This window comes from Microbacterium enclense (genome assembly GCA_038182865.1).
In the GTDB taxonomy this organism is placed as follows: Bacteria; Actinomycetota; Actinomycetes; order Actinomycetales; family Microbacteriaceae; genus Microbacterium; species Microbacterium enclense_B.
In genome coordinates this window covers 608073-622875 of the sequence record CP116226.1, presented here as the reverse complement: position 1 = coordinate 622875, position 14803 = coordinate 608073, and the positions used below count along the sequence as shown (strand labels likewise).

8 protein-coding genes are annotated in these 14803 nt (G+C 71.6%); 4 read left to right on the top strand and 4 right to left on the bottom strand.

Annotated elements, in window-relative coordinates; translation table 11 throughout:
• Positions 1 to 18: 18 nt before the first annotated feature.
• On the bottom strand, positions 19 to 4692 hold the full coding sequence (locus PIR02_02895; GenBank protein ID WZH37619.1) for an ATP-dependent helicase: 4674 nt from the start codon (positions 4690 to 4692) through the stop codon (positions 19 to 21).
• Positions 4693 to 4816: 124 nt separating this feature from the next.
• Between PIR02_02895 and PIR02_02890 the strand changes: the two genes are divergently transcribed.
• Positions 4817 to 5104 carry a hypothetical protein gene (locus PIR02_02890; GenBank protein ID WZH37618.1) on the top strand — a complete coding sequence of 96 codons (288 nt, stop codon included), beginning with the start codon at positions 4817 to 4819 and terminating at the stop codon, positions 5102 to 5104.
• 2 nt (positions 5105 to 5106) lie between these two features.
• Here PIR02_02890 and PIR02_02885 read toward each other — a convergent pair whose 3' ends face one another.
• Positions 5107 to 6702 carry an ATP-binding cassette domain-containing protein gene (locus PIR02_02885; protein WZH37617.1) on the bottom strand — a complete coding sequence of 532 codons (1596 nt, stop codon included), beginning with the start codon at positions 6700 to 6702 and terminating at the stop codon, positions 5107 to 5109.
• Positions 6703 to 6904: 202 nt separating this feature from the next.
• Positions 6905 to 7573: an esterase gene (locus PIR02_02880; GenBank protein ID WZH37616.1), complete on the bottom strand. Its 669-nt coding sequence runs from the start codon at positions 7571 to 7573 to the stop codon at positions 6905 to 6907.
• A 174-nt stretch (positions 7574 to 7747) separates the two neighbouring features.
• On the opposite strand from PIR02_02880, the gene PIR02_02875 reads away from it, so the two are divergent.
• The gene (locus PIR02_02875) at positions 7748 to 8362 is read left to right on the top strand and encodes an NUDIX hydrolase family protein (GenBank protein ID WZH37615.1); all 615 of its coding nucleotides are present in this window, start codon (positions 7748 to 7750) and stop codon (positions 8360 to 8362) included.
• Between the two features lie 38 nt (positions 8363 to 8400).
• Positions 8401 to 10323: a Zn-dependent oligopeptidase gene (locus tag PIR02_02870; protein ID WZH37614.1), complete on the top strand. Its 1923-nt coding sequence runs from the start codon at positions 8401 to 8403 to the stop codon at positions 10321 to 10323.
• Positions 10324 to 10381: 58 nt separating this feature from the next.
• On the opposite strand, the gene PIR02_02865 is transcribed toward PIR02_02870, so the two are convergent.
• Entirely contained in the window at positions 10382 to 11449 is a 1068-nt protein-coding gene (locus PIR02_02865) for a low specificity L-threonine aldolase (protein WZH37613.1), read from the bottom strand.
• A gap of 111 nt (positions 11450 to 11560) precedes the next feature.
• On the opposite strand from PIR02_02865, the gene PIR02_02860 reads away from it, so the two are divergent.
• Positions 11561 to 14752, top strand: coding sequence for a DEAD/DEAH box helicase (locus PIR02_02860; GenBank protein WZH37612.1), 3192 nt, complete (start codon positions 11561 to 11563; stop codon positions 14750 to 14752).
• Positions 14753 to 14803: the final 51 nt, after the last annotated feature.

The following is a 14803-nucleotide window of genomic DNA, read 5'->3' as shown; positions in this document are numbered from 1 at the left end:
GGGGTCGAGGGAGTGTGCTCAGGCACGGGCGGCCTCTCGAAGCGTGTCACCGGCGGTGAGTTTGCGCAGGGTCAGACCCTTCGGCGACTCGACGAACCCCGCGGTGCGCAACGCCCGACCGACGGCGGTGCCGTAGACGAACTCGCCGTTGACCTGCTCGATCGTCAGCGTCTCGAGTCGACGGCGTTTCGACGTCTCGGCGAGGTCGGTCGCGGCTGCCGCCAGTCGCGCGTCGTCGTCGGTGAAGGCGAGGGCGGTACGGCCCCCGCGTTCGAGGTACAGCGTCAGTTCTCCGTCGACGAGCACCACCAGACCGCCGGCCTTGCGGCCGGGGCGGTGGGTGACGCCCTCGATCGCGGGCCACCCCAGCGCCGCGCCGTAGGGATTGGCGGGGTCGGTCGCGGCGAGGGTCACGGCGCGCAGCGGAGGAGGATCGGGGACGGCGGCGAACTCGCGCAGCCGGTCGACGGTCGCGGACGCCGCGAACTGCGCGGCACCGAGCTTCTCGATCACGTACCCCCGGCGGCAGTGCCCCGCTTCCTCGAATCCGGCGAGGATGCGATAGACCTGCGCGAACCCGCCCGGAACGCCTTCGGACTGCACAGCCCCACGGGTGACGACGCCGTACCGGTCGAGCAGGAGGCTCGCCGTCGCGGTCGCGCGGGCGGCGGCATCCGCCTCTCGCTCGGGCAGGAGAGACCAGCGGCCCCCCAACGACGGCGGGCGGGGAGCCGACGTCGCGCGCGGCATCGCCGCGCCGCGGTACATGCGGGCGCGGGGAGCGCGACGGGCGACGCGATGCGACTGCCCGCCGCCGCTGAGGAGCGTGCGCACCGGAGCGAAGGTGTCGTTCGTGACGCGCCCCGCCCACGTGAGGGCCCAGAGGGCGTCGTTGACCGACTGCTCGTTCTCGGCCCCGGCCAGCTGCTTCAGCTGACCGGCGAAGTAGGCGCCGCCGCCCTCGAGCGCGGCGAGGATCCGTGCCTCCAGGGAGTCGGGGGAGGGATCGTCGGGGTCGTCCGGATCTTGCAGCGTGAAGGGCGCGGCCTCAGCGGGATGCAACGCGATCCACCCGTCGCGCCCGGGAAGCGTGCCGTGACCCGACCACACCACCTCTCCGGTCGCGGTCAGCTCGTCGAGCAGCGCCGGCCTGTAATCGCGGACGCGCGAGGGCAGGACGAGCGACTCCCACGCGCTCGCGGGGATCGGGACTCCGGCGAGTTGCTCGATCACGGCGAGCACGCCGTCGATGCCCTCGAGCGGGCGCCCGAGGTGTTGCCAGACGGGGAGGAAGCGGGCGTAGGCCGACGGAGGGACCGGCTCGACGCTCCCGCGGATGGCGGCCAAGGACCGCATACGCAGACGCCGCAGCACCTCGACGTCGCACCACTCGGTGTCGTCGCCGCGCGCTCCGCCGGATGCCTCGGGGAGGAAGAAGCCGCTCGCGAGCCGCCCCTGCGACTCGAGGCGCTGCAGGGTCAACCGTGCGACGGCGACGCCCACCCCGAGACGCTCGGCGACCGCGTCGGTCGTGAAGGGCGCGTGCGTGCGGGCGTAGCGCGCGACGAGGTCGCCGAGCGGATCGGCAAGGGGTTCGAGGAAGGCATTCGGGATGCCGACCGGCAGCGCGGCGCCGAGCGCATCGCGCAGCCGCCCGGCGTCCTCGATGCCGGCGACGCGCGCGACGCCGGCGATGGTGACGCGGATGGCACGGCGGTCATCGACGAGAGTCGCCAGGTGCTGCTCCGCTTCGACGAGAGCGTCGCCCTCGGCGTCGAGCCGGGCAGCCACCTCGCTCGCGTCGAGCGGCCCCAGGATCCGCAGGAGGTCGGCGACGCCCTCGACCCCTCGCGCTCGACGGTCGGGGTCGAGGCGCTGGGCCTCGCGCTCGAACTGCGCGATGACCTCCGGGTCGAGCAGTTCGCGCATCTCGACCTTGCCGAGCAGCTCGCTCAGCAGAGCCGGATCGACCGACAGGGCCGCCGCGCGCCGCTCGGCGAGCGGCGAGTCGCCCTCGTACATGAACGCCCCGACGTACCCGAAGAGGAGGTCGCGCGCGTACGGCGATGGTTGCGACGTCGTGATCTCGACGAGCCGGATGCGGCGCTCACCGATCTGGCGGGTCACGCGGAGGAGAGCGGGCAGGTCGTAGACGTCTTGCAGGACCTCGCGCAGCGTCTCGAGGATGATCGGGAACGCCGGGTGCCGTTTGGCGACCTCGAGGAGCTGGGCCGACCGCTGGCGCTGCTGCCACAGGGGCGACCGGCGGTTCGGATTGAGGCGCGGCAGCAGGAGCGCCCGCGCGGCGCACTCGCGGAAGCGCGAGGCGAACAGGGCGGAGCCCCCCACCTCGTCGGTGACGATCTGCTCGAGCTCGTCGGGCTCGAAGACGAAGAGGTCGGCGCCCGGCGGCTCGGCCGCGGCATCCGGAACCCGCGCGATGATCCCGTCATCGCTCGCGACGGCGGCTCCCTCGACACCGAGGCGCTCGCGGATGCGCGCGTTGACCGCGAGGGCCCAGGGGGAGTGCACCTGCATGCCGTAGGGGGAGTGCAGGATGATCCGCCAGTCGCCGACCTCGTCGCGGCTGCGCTCGACGGTCAGCGTGCGGTCGGTGGGGAGGCTCCCGGTCGCCTCGCGCTGCTCGGCGAGGTACGACAGGAGGTTGGTGATGGCGTTGTCGTCGAGCCCCGACTCGCGCAGTCGCTCCTCGGCCTTGGCCTGATCGGCGCCGGCGAGATCGCGGGAGAACTTGCCCAGCGCTTCGCCGAGTTCGGCGGGACGGCCGATGCCGTCTCCGTGCCAGAACGGCAGTTTGCCGGGCTGGCCGAAGGCGGGCAGGACGTTGACGCGATCATGCGTGATCTCGACGATGCGCCAGCTCGTGGTGCCGAGCGTGAAGACGTCGTTGACCCGGGATTCGTAGACCATCTCCTCGTCGAGTTCGCCCACGCGGGCGTTCTGCGACTCGCCCGCGACGAACACGCCGAAGAGCCCGCGGTCGGGGATGGTCCCGCCGCTGGTCACCGCGATGCGCTGCGCGCCCGGCCGCCCGGTGAGCGTGCCCGCGTCGCGATCCCAGACCAGGCGCGGGCGGAGCTCAGCGAACTCGTCGGACGGATAGCGGCCGGCCAGCAGATCGAGCGTTGCTTCGTAGGCGGAGCGAGGGAGCGAGCGGAACGGCGCACTGCGCTTGACCGTGTCGAACCACTCCTCGACGTCGATCGAGCGGAGGGCGGCCGCGGCGACCGTCTGCTGGGCGAGGATGTCGAGCGGGTTCTGCGGCACCGCGATGGCCTCGATGCGTCCGGCGAGCATGCGCTCGGTGACGACGGCGGTGTGCAGCACATCGCTGCGGTGCTTGGGGAACAGCGCCGCGCGGCTCACCTCGCCGACCTGGTGACCGGCGCGACCGACGCGTTGGAGTCCGGATGCCGCGCTCGGCGGAGCCTCGACCTGGATGACGAGGTCGACCGCGCCCATGTCGATCCCGAGCTCGAGACTGCTGGTGGCCACGACACAGCGGAGGGCTCCGGACTTCAGTTCGTCTTCGACCTGGGCGCGTTGCTCCTTCGAGACAGAACCGTGGTGCGCTTTCGCGAGGATCGCGGAGACACCGGCCGACGACCCCGCCTGCGCCATCATGGCTGCCGGGACCGTCGGCTCGGGCACGTCGATCCCTACCCGCTCGGCGTAGATCTCGTTGAGGCGACCCGTGAGGCGCTCGGCGAGGCGCCGCGAGTTGGCGAAGACGATCGTGGAGCGGCGTTCGAGGATGCGATCGACGATCGCCTCTTCGACGTGCGGCCACACCGACCCCGCCATCTCGGTGCTCTCGGGGCGCTCGGAGAACCATTCGCCGTCGGTCGCCTCATCGGGAGCGGGCGACCCCGGCGGCGGGGGAGGATTCAGCATGTCTTCGACGGGAACGACGACCGAGAGATCGAACGCCTTCGTCGCCTTCGGCGCCACGATGTCGACGGGCTGCGCTCCGCCGAGGAAGCGAGCGACCTCGTCGATCGGGCGCACGGTCGCGGAGAGCCCGATGCGTTGCGCGGGCTTGTCCAGCAGCGCGTCGAGGCGCTCGAGACTGACCGCGAGGTGGGCGCCGCGCTTGGTCGCCGCAACTGCGTGCACCTCGTCGATGATCACCGTGTGCACGCCCCGCAGCGTCTCGGCGGCCTGGCTGGTCAGCATGAGGTACAGCGACTCGGGCGTCGTGATGAGGATGTCGGGGGGATCGGTGACGAGCTTGCGGCGGTCGCTGGAGCTCGTGTCACCGGAGCGGACGCCGACACTCACTCCCGGAACTCGGATGCCGAGGCGTCGGGCCGACTGCCCGATCCCCACGAGCGGGGAGCGCAGGTTGCGCTCCACATCGACGCCGAGCGCCTTCAGGGGCGAGATGTACAGGACGCGGGTGTTCGTCGCGGGGGTCTTCGGGGTCGCCTTCTTGCCGCGGCGCGGGGTCTCGGCATCCGGAGTCTCGGGGGCCTCCTCACGGAAGATGCGGTCGATCGCGAAGAGGAAGGCCGACAGGGTCTTCCCCGAACCGGTGGGGGCGACCACGAGAGCGTTGCGTCCCGACGACACCGACTCCCACGCGCCCTTCTGTGCGGTGGTCGGGGCGGAGAACGCGCCACGGAACCAGTCCTGCGTCGCAGCACCGAATCTCTCGAGGACGTCAGCCATGCCGACATCCTCTCTCGGACCTCCGACATCGGGCCGGGGTTGACGTTCGCCCGTCGCGGAACGGCGCGTGCTCTTCCCCCTCAGGGCGGAGGCGTCTCCGATCGGCGCTGCCTACCGTGGGGACATGAACAGCGCATCGTCGTCCCCGCGGGCCGCCGTCGCGGTCGTGTCCGTCTCCGCCCTCCTGGGCCTCGCCATCGGCGCCGCCCTGTGGCTCGGTTCGCAGAATCTCCTCATGGGCGCCACGATCGGCGGCATCCTGGCCCTTCTCTTCGGTGGCTTCGCCGTGTTCTCGCTCCGCGCGGGGACGATGGCGCGCGGCGCTGCCGGCGCCGACGGGGGTGCGGCGGTCGTGGGCGGTTTCGGCTGCAGCGATGGCGGTGGGGGCGGAGACGGCGGTGGGGCCTGCTGAGCTCACGGCGAGCTCTCCGCCAGACGTCCGTCCGCCAGCTCGAGCCGCAGGTCGAGTCCCAGACGAGTGAGGAACGCCTCGTCGTGACTGACGACGAGCACCGCTCCGCGGTACGCCTGGAGCGCCGCGACGAGCTGGTCGACCGTGTCGAGATCGAGGTTGTTCGTCGGCTCGTCGAGCACGAGCAGCTGCGGGGGAGGATCGGCCAGCAGCAGGCGGGCGAGCGCGACGCGGAAGCGCTCGCCGCCCGACAGCGAGCCCACGGGCCGAGCGACCGCGTCGCCGCGCACGAGGAAGCGCGCGAGGCGATCCCGCACGAGCGGGACGGGCACACTCGGCGCCGCAGCGCACACGGTGTCGAGGACGGATGCCGCGTCGTCGAGACCGTCGAGACGTTGCGGCAGGTAGCCGACGTGCTCGACGCTCGCTCGGGCGTGGACCGCTCCCACCCGATCCGCACGATGGACGAGACCCTCGAGCAGGGTCGTCTTCCCGGTGCCGTTCCGTCCCACCAGGGCGACGCGTTCGCGGCCGGTGACGACCCACTCGTGCTCGGCGTCGCCGAGCGTCAGGATCCGCCGCCCGGCCGCGTTCTGCGGATCGGGCAGGTCGATGCGCACCACGTCGTCGTCACGCACGTGGGACGCCGCCTCGTTCAGCGCCGCGCGCGCGGCGTCCTCCTTCCCGCGCATCTCGGTGCTGAGGCGCCCCGCGCTCACCTGCGCCGCGTTCGCCCGCCCTCCCGCGATGATCTTGGGCACGCGCTTCTCGACCTGCGCCTTGTGCGCGACGCGCGATCGCGTGGCGAGTTTGTCGTACGACTCGATGCGTTGACGTCGCTCCCGGCGAAGGGTCTGCGCGGCATCCCGCTCGGCACGGAGAGCGGCCTCCTGCTCCGCGTCGCGCTGCGCCCGCCAGACGCTGTACGGGCCGCCGACGACGCTCAGGGTGTGGCCGTACAGCTCGGCCGTGGCATCCATGCGCTCCAGCAGAGCGATGTCATGGCTGACGACCACGAGGGTGCCGGGCCACGTCTGCACGAGATCACCCACCCGAGCGCGCGCCTCGTGATCGAGGTCGTTCGTCGGTTCGTCGAGCAGCGTGATGTCCGCCGCGCGGGCGCGGAGTCCGACGAGAGCGGTCAGCACCGCCTCGCCGCCGGAGAGCTCCCCGACGGTCCGGTCGAGGGCCGCGGGCGGCAGCCCCGCTTGGGCGAGAAGCGCGTGGGCACGAGCCTCGACGTCCCAGTCGTCGCCGACAGCGTCGAAGTGGCGCGCGTCCACGTCCCCTGACTCGATCGCGCGAACCGCGGCGAGGGGCTCCGCCACCCCGAGGAGCGAGGGGACGGGGCGTCGCGGATCGGCGGCGAGGCGCTGGGGCAGCATCGCCACCTCGCCGGAGGCGGTGACGAGACCGGAGGTCGGGGCGATCAGGCCCGCAGCCACGCGGAGCAGGGTCGACTTGCCGGCACCGTTGCGGCCGACCAGCCCGGTGCGCCCCCGTCCGAGGGAGCCGGAGATGCCGTCGAGGGCGACGGTTCCGTCGGGCCAGACGAGGCGGACACGGTCGAAGACGAGAGAGGGGGAGAGCGATGACATGACGGGACTCCGGGAACGCGGGATGCGCGGACACCGGACCCGTCCGCATCAGCGGAGGGCGGCCGAGAAAACGGCGGGTCGACGGGTCAGCGCGCGGACAGGGGCGCGGAAGCGTCGACGTTCTTCACCGGAGGAGACCTCGTTCTCGGGGACAGGGCTGCCTACGATAGCCGATCCGCGGCCGTCGCGAAAGCTTCTCGGTTCACGGCGCCGTCGACTTCTCGTGATGGGCGAGACGAGCGTCGAGGAACTCTCGCACGTCGTCGAGCTCGTCCTGGGAGATCGAGTGCGTGAGGCCCGGGTAGACCCGACCACTCAAGTCGCTGTGAGCGGGCAGCCATTGAGCCGTCATGTCGACGAGGTGCGCGGGGATGACGTCGTCCGCGGCGCCGCGTCCCCAGAAGACGGGCGGACGCCGCTCGGCGAGAACCGCGTCGCCGGGCAGTTCGCCCCCGGCGGCGTATCCGGCGAGGACGATGGCGAACGACACCGCGTCCGGATCGACCCGCAGCGTCTGGAGGGCGACCGCCCCGCCTTGGGAGAAGCCGAGGAGTCCCACGGGGGCGTCGCCGACGGCATCCTGAATCCAGGCCAGCACGGACCGCGCCGCGAGGGTCACGGCGCCGGGGTCGCGCCCGTCGAGCCCCTCGATGGGATACCACGAGGCCCCGGGCATCGGCCACGGCGGTACGAGCGGCGCGCGGAGGCTGGCCACCGCGAAACCGGAGGGAAGGGACGGCACGAGCCCGAAGAGGTCGTGCTCGTCGGAGCCGTAGCCGTGGAGGAGCAGGAGAACCGGGCGGTCTCCCCGCTCGTCCGCGGGCACCGACCAGCGTACGACCGAGGGATCGAGGGAGAGGGGTGCGCTCATGCGGCCATTGTGGCAAAGGCCTCCGACATCGGGCGCCGGAGGAGCCCGGGGAGGCGAAGACCTCCGCCGCCGGACGATCCTCACGGCCCGTCGGCCCGTCCATCGCGGGCAGATCGAGGTCGGCTGCGCGCCGGACACGCGGCATCCGGAGCGCACGGTTGATATACAGGGAGCATGCCTGTCCGCACACCCGATCCCGAGCCCGGCGACAACGGCGAGGAGCGCGAGCCCCTGTCCGGCCCCTTCACGGGGGCCCCGAGCGGCCCGAACACCAACCCGGGATGGCTCAGTGAGGTCGAGCTCGCCGAGGCGCGGCGGCGGCTCCCGATGCTGTACGTCGAGGCGCTGCCGGTGCGCACCGACGGGATGGGCATGGTGACCCAGGTCGGGATCCTGCTGCGGGCGACCCCTCTCGGCGAGATGACGCGCACGCTCGTGTCGGGTCGCGTCCGGTACGGCGAGACCGTCCGTGACGCGCTCTTCCGCCACATCGAGAACGACCTCGGTCCGATGGCCTTCCCTCTCCTTCCTCCGCAGCCCGCACCGTTCACGGTCGCCGAGTACTTCCCCCTTCCCGGGGTGAGCGCGTTCCACGACGATCGGCAGCACGCCGTCGCTCTCGCCTTCGTCGTGCCCGTGACCGGAACCTGCGAACCGCGACAGGACGCCCTGGAGGTGACGTGGTTGTCACCCCAGGAGGCCGCATCCGACGCGCTCGCCGCCGAGATGGAGGGTGGGCGCGGCACTCTCGTGCGCCAGGGGCTCGCGTCGGTGGGTGCGCTGCGCTGATCGTTGCCGGTGTCCGACCCCCTGTTTAGGGTCGGAGGATGCCGATCACCGCACCTGCCCCGCTGCCGCTGCCCACGGACGCCGCCGGATGGACGAGCTTCGTCACCGACCGCCCGGCCACCCGCCGCGCGCTCATCGACACGATCGACGCGCGCCTCTCCGACGCGGGTGATCTGCCCACCGCCGAGCGGCTGGAGCTGTGGAACGACGCCGACATCGCCTTCGCCGAGGCGCTGTCCGAGGCCCACCTCCTGAGCGAGTCGCATCCGGATGCCGAGATCCGCCGCCTCGCCGAGGAGCAGGTCCAGCAGTTCGAGGCCCTGCAGTCCCGTCGCCTGCTCGATCGTCAGCTGTGGAAGGCCTTCGCGGAGGCCGACGAGACCGGCCTCGGCGACGATGAGCGCCGCCTGCTCGCCCACGTCCGCCGCGACTTCCGTCGCGGCGGCGTCGACCTCGATGACGAGAAGCGTGAGCGCGTGCGTGTTCTGAGCGACCGCGACACCGAGCTCTCCCTGGCGTTCTCGCGCAACATCCGCGAGGGCAAGCGCGAGATCCGGGTGCCGGCGTCGGCGCTCGACGGTCTCCCCGCGGACTTCCTCGCGGACCATCCTGCCGACGACGATGGTCTCGTCACGCTGACGACCGAGTACACCGATCTCATGCCGGTTCGGGAATATGCGCGGGACCGCGACACTCGACGCGCCCTCGTCGCCGCGTACAACGACCTCGCGTGGCCCGAGAACGAGCCGGTCCTCGCCGAGCTGCTCGCCGTTCGAGCCGAGCGTGCCGCGCTGCTCGGCTACGGCGACTGGGCGGACTACGAGACCGAGACCCGCATGATCGGGTCCAGCGCCGCCGTCGACGCGTTCCTGACACGGGTGGCCGAAGCTGCTGCACCGGCTGCCGCAGCCGAGTACGCGCGCGTTCTCGACCGGTTGCGTCGCGACGATCCGACGGCCCAGGCCGTCACGATCGCCGACTTCTGGTACCTCCTCAGCACGCTCAAACGGGAGGAGTACGACGTCGACGCGCAGCTCGTGCGCTCGTACTTCCGATTCGACCGCGTGCTCGCCGGCGTGCTGGAGACCACCGCGCGCCTGCTCGACGTGACGTACGTGCCGGTCGACGCTCCCTCATGGCACGACGACGTGGTCACCTTCGACGTGACCCGCCGAGGCGAACGGCTCGGCCGCATCCATCTCGATCTGCACCCTCGTAACGGAAAGTACAACCACGCCGCATGCTTCGGACTCGCCCCCGGCATCGCGGGGCGGTCGCTCCCCGAGGGCGTCCTGCTGTGCAACTTCTCGCGGGGCGTGCTGGAGCACGACGAGGTGGTCACCTTCTTCCACGAGTTCGGGCACCTCATCCACGAGATCCTGGGCGGTCACCAGCGGTGGGCCCGGTTCACCGGCATCACGACCGAATGGGACTTCGTCGAGGCGCCCAGCCAGCTGCTCGAGGAGTGGGCGTGGGATGCCGGAGTGCTGGCATCCTTCGCCGTGAACGATGCGGGCGAGCCGATTCCCGCGGATCTGGTGGAGCGCATGCGCACCGCCGACGCCTTCGGGCGAGGGCTCGAGGTCACGCGGCAGCTCGGCCACGCCACCACCTCGTACCGGCTGCACGTGGACCGGCCCGCCGACCTCGCGGCCGCCGTGGACGGGTACTACCGCGGAGCGAGCCCGGTCGCCCCTCTCGACGGCTCGCACTCGTACGCCGGCTTCGGGCACCTCACCGGGTACGGCGCCTGCTACTACACCTACCAGTGGAGCCTGGTGATCGCGCGGGATCTGCTCACGGCCTTCGGCGCCGACCTCATGGACGCCGACGTCGCGCGCCGCTACCGCACCGAGATCCTCGAGCGCGGCGGCTCACGCGACGCCACCGACCTCGTGGAGGCGTTCCTCGGACGCCCGACCTCGTTCGACGCCTACCGCGACTGGCTCGCGGGGGCATGAACGACCGAGCCCGCGGCATCCGGATCAGGGATGCCGCGGGCTCGCGGTGCGCGTGCGTTCAGACCGCGGTCTCGCGGGCGATCGCCGCGAGGAACGCGTCGATGTCGTCCTCCGTGGTGTCGAACGAGCACATCCAGCGCACTTCGCGACGCAGTTCGTCCCAGTCGTAGAAGCGGAAACTCTGCCGCAGACGGTCGGCGACGCCGGGAGGAAGGATGGCGAAAACGCCGTTGGCCTGGGTGGGCTGAGTGAACTCGACGCCCCGGATCGAGCCGTCGACGAGTCCCGCTTCGACGCCGGCGCGCAGACGCTGGGCCATCGCGTTCGAGTGGCGCGCGTTGGTGAGCCACAGGTCGTTCTCGAGCAGCGCCACCAACTGTGCCGAGATGAATCGCATCTTGCTCGAGAGCTGCATGTCGAGCTTGCGCAGGTAGGTCAGGCCGGTGGATGCCTCGGGGTCGAGCACGACGATGGCCTCGCCGATCATCGCGCCGTTCTTCGTGCCGCCGAAACTCAGCACGTCCACGCCGGCGTCGCGCGTGAAGTCCCGTAGCGGCACGTCGAGGGCGGCCGCCGCGTTCGAGATGCGGGCTCCGTCCATGTGCAGGCGCATACCGTGGCCGTGCGCGTGATCGGCGAGGGCGCGGATCTCCTCGACGGAGTACAGCGTGCCCAGCTCGGTCGACTGCGTGATCGACACGACGAGGGGCTGGGCACGGTGCTCGTCTCCCCACCCCCACGCTTCCCGGTCGACGAGGTCGGGGGTGAGCTTGCCGTCGTCGGTGGGGACGGTCAGTAGTTTGATCCCCCCGACACGCTCGGGAGCGCCCCCCTCGTCGACGTTGATGTGCGCGGTGGATGCCGAGATCACGGCGCCCCATCGCGGGAGCATCGACTGCAGCCCGACGACGTTCGCGCCCGTTCCGTTGAACACCGGGAAGGCTTCGACGCCCTCGCCGAGCAGGCCGACGAACAGCTCCTGGAGGCGCGCCGTGTAGACGTCCTCGCCGTAGGCGACCTGATGCCCCTCGTTGGCCGCGGAGATCGCGGTGAGGACGTCGGGGTGGATGCCGGAATAGTTGTCGGAGGCGAAGCCGCGCACCGACGTGTCGTGGAGGGAGGTCACCGTTCCAGCCTAACTTTCGCCCCTCCTCCCCAGCGGGCGATCTCGCCGATCCGTCCCCGGAGAGGGGCACGCGGTCGTCCTCGTGTCGGAGGGGCCGACGAGAATGAGGGGATGCAGATGGACCCCGAAGCGCTCAGCATCGCCGGCGAGATGTTCTCCCCGGCGGCCATGACGCGCGCCGATCGGCTCCTCGTCTACGGCTCGGTCGAGGTCGGCGAGGCGCGGTCGATCGGCGGGGTCCTCGTGGTGTCGGCGCAGTCGTTCGGGGCGGCCGGGTACGAGCACCTCGAACTGCGGGTGCCCGCCGATCTCTCCCGCCTGTCCGGGTGGTGCTCGTGCGGGCGCGGGCCCGAGTGCGAGCACTCGTGCGCGGCGGCTCTCGTGCTCTTCGACCGCATGATCTCCTCGGGTCGGCCCCCGCGTCCCGAATGGCAACGGTCCCTCGACGAGCTCTTCCTCGCGTCACCCGTCGTCGTCGACGAGTCGCCCTACGAGCTCTGTCTGTTCTTCTCCATTCGCCGGGGTGGCGGGCACGGCCGCAGCACGGCGCTGACCCTCACCGCCCGCCCCGGCGTCCGCGGTACGCGCGGGACCTGGATCAAGGGGCGCGCGGGGTGGTCGGCCCTCGCTGCTCTGCCGGCCGACCCGACGGCGCGCGCAGCCCTCGACAGCCTCGGTCGCCTGGGGCGCTCCGGCCCCGGGGCCTACCTGGCCGACGAGTGGATGCCACTTTCCGCCGTTCCGCCGCACTCGCTCTGGATGCAGCTCGAGGCCGTGCAGGCCGCGGGGGTTCCGCTCGTCTCCGGGGCCGGCTCCCACCACCCGGTGCACATCCCCGCGGAGTCGGCGAGGGCTGCTGTCGCGCTGGACCGTCGTGGGGCGAGCCTGCACGTCCGCGGGATCGTCGAAGGAGTCGACGACGACGTCGTCGGTCTGCCCTCCTGGGTCGTCGGCGACCCCGCTGTCGCGGTGGCCTTCGTCGCCGATCGCGACGGCGACGACGAACGCATCACGCTCGCACGACTGTCGGCGCCGGCGGCGGGGCCCGTGCGCGGGCTGCTCGCGCGACCTGCCGCCCTCACGGTCGACGAGGCGGGTTCCGACACCTTCCTGCACGAGTACCTCCCGCGTCTGCAGCTCGAGGCGCCGGTGGTCTCGCCGCGGGGAACCGTCGAGGTGCCGCCTGCTCCGCGCCCGGTGCTGGAGCTGATCGTCGAGCACCTCGACGGCGCGGCGACGGTCGCGGCGAGGTGGGATCGCGAGCCGACGCGCGGGCGACGCGATGACGAGCACGAGAGCACCGTGTGGGCCGCAGTGGGCGCCATCGCCGCCGACACGCGGATCGACCTCCCTCAGCCCTTCCTCTCGGGCACGACGCCGCCGCGCCCCCTGTCTCCCGCGGCCGCGGCTCTTCTCGCGGTCGAGGTGCTGCCGCGTCTGCGGGCTCTCGACCACGTCCGTGTGCAGGTGAAAGGCGAGGCCCCGGGCTACCGGGCGGCATCCGAAGCCCCCGTCGTCGAGTTGAGCACCGCGAACGACGACGGCAGCGATTGGTTCGACCTCCACGCTCGCGTGAGCGTGGGCGCGGCCGAGGTCGACTTCACCGATCTCTACACCGCGCTCGCCCTCGGCGACCGCGTGCTGTTCCTCCGTGACGGGGAGTACGTGCGCCTGGACACGCCCGAGTTCGATCGGCTCCGCGCGGTCATCGACGAGGCGCGGGCGCTCGCCGACCGGCCCGGGGCGCACCTCACGCTCAACCGGTACAACGTGGGCCTCTGGGACGACCTGACCGAACTCGGCATGATCGCAGCCCAGGAGGCCGAGTGGTGGCTCCGGGTGCGCGGCCTCACCGACGAAGCCGCTCTCGAGCCGGTCGCGCCTCCCGCGGGACTGCGAGCGACCCTCCGGGACTACCAACGGTCGGGCCTGGACTGGCTGCACTTCCTGCGGACGCAGGGACTGGGTGGGATCCTGGCCGACGACATGGGACTGGGCAAGACCGTGCAGACCATCGCGATGATGGAGGTCGCCCGAGCGGCAGACCCCGCGATGGCACCGTTCCTGATCGTCGCGCCGACCAGCGTCGTCGGCAACTGGGCGCGGGAGTGCGCTGCCTTCGCCCCCGGCCTGGAGGTCCGTGTCGTCTCGTCCACGCGGGCGCGGCGGTCCTCGAGCATCGCCGACGTCGCCGCCGGCGCGCACGTGGTCGTCACCAGCTACGCGCTGTTCCGCCTCGAGCAAGAGCAGTACGCAGAGGTCGGGTGGTCGGGTCTGGTGCTCGACGAGGCTCAGCAGATCAAGAACCCGGCGTCGCGCGGGTACCGCGCTGCTCGGTCGCTGTCGGTTCCGTTCACGCTGGTCATCACCGGCACCCCGATGGAGAACAACCTCCTCGAACTGTGGGCGCTGACGTCGCTCGTGGCACCGGGGCTCCTCGGAACGCGCGAGTCCTTCACGACGCTTTACCGCACGCCGATCGAGAAGCACTCCGACGTCGCGCGTCTCGACCTGTTGCGCCGCCGCATCCGCCCGTTCCTCCTGCGGCGCACGAAAGACCTCGTCGCGTCCGAGCTTCCGCCGAAGCAGGAGACGGTCGTCGAGGTCACCCTCCACCCGGTGCACCGCAAGCTCTACGACCGGCGCTTCCACCGGGAACGGCAGCGTCTGCTGGGGCTGCTCGACGACGCCGACGGCAATCGTTTCGCCATCTTCCGTTCCCTGACCATGCTTCGTCAGCTCGCCCTCGACCCCGGATTGGTCGATGAGGGAGAGGCACCGTCGGCGAAGCTCGACGCCCTCGAAGAGCTGCTCGTCGAAGCCGCGGCCGAGGGACACCGCGTCCTCGTGCTGAGCCAGTTCACGCGGTTCCTGCGCGCGGCGCGCCAGCGCTGCACCGACGCCGGACTCGCCTCCGGATACCTCGACGGCTCGACGACGAACCGGCAGGCCGAGATCGACCGCTTCCGCGACGGCGACGACCCCGCGTTCTTCGTGTCGCTCAAGGCGGGAGGCGTGGGTCTGAACCTCGTCGAGGCCGACTACGTGGTGCTGCTCGACCCGTGGTGGAATCCCGCGGTCGAAGACCAGGCGATCGATCGCGCGCACCGCATCGGGCAGACGCGTCCGGTCATCGTCTACCGTCTCGTGGCGGCCGACACCGTCGAGGAGAAGGTGGTCGCGCTGCGCGAGGCCAAAGCCGATCTGTTCTCGCGCGTCCTCGACGGCGGCGCAGACGAGGGCGGTTCGTTCGCGGGCGGACCGCGTCTCACCGCCGATGACATCCGCAGCCTCCTGGACTGAGGCCTCACCGTCCGTCGAGGGTGCGGAAGGTTCCGCACCCGGGGCAGGCGG

What these genes read in the sequence shown, in the direction of transcription:
- PIR02_02890 (WZH37618.1), top strand. Translation starts at nt 4,817, where the DNA reads ATGAACAGCGCATCGTCGTCCCCGCGGGCCGCCGTCGCGGTCGTGTCC.
- PIR02_02880 (WZH37616.1), bottom strand. Translation starts at nt 7,573, where the DNA reads ATGAGCGCACCCCTCTCCCTCGATCCCTCGGTCGTACGCTGGTCGGTG.
- PIR02_02870 (WZH37614.1), top strand. Translation starts at nt 8,401, where the DNA reads ATGCCGATCACCGCACCTGCCCCGCTGCCGCTGCCCACGGACGCCGCC.
- PIR02_02875 (WZH37615.1), top strand. Translation starts at nt 7,748, where the DNA reads ATGCCTGTCCGCACACCCGATCCCGAGCCCGGCGACAACGGCGAGGAG.
- PIR02_02860 (WZH37612.1), top strand. Translation starts at nt 11,561, where the DNA reads ATGCAGATGGACCCCGAAGCGCTCAGCATCGCCGGCGAGATGTTCTCC.
- PIR02_02885 (WZH37617.1), bottom strand. Translation starts at nt 6,702, where the DNA reads ATGTCATCGCTCTCCCCCTCTCTCGTCTTCGACCGTGTCCGCCTCGTC.
- PIR02_02895 (WZH37619.1), bottom strand. Translation starts at nt 4,692, where the DNA reads ATGGCTGACGTCCTCGAGAGATTCGGTGCTGCGACGCAGGACTGGTTC.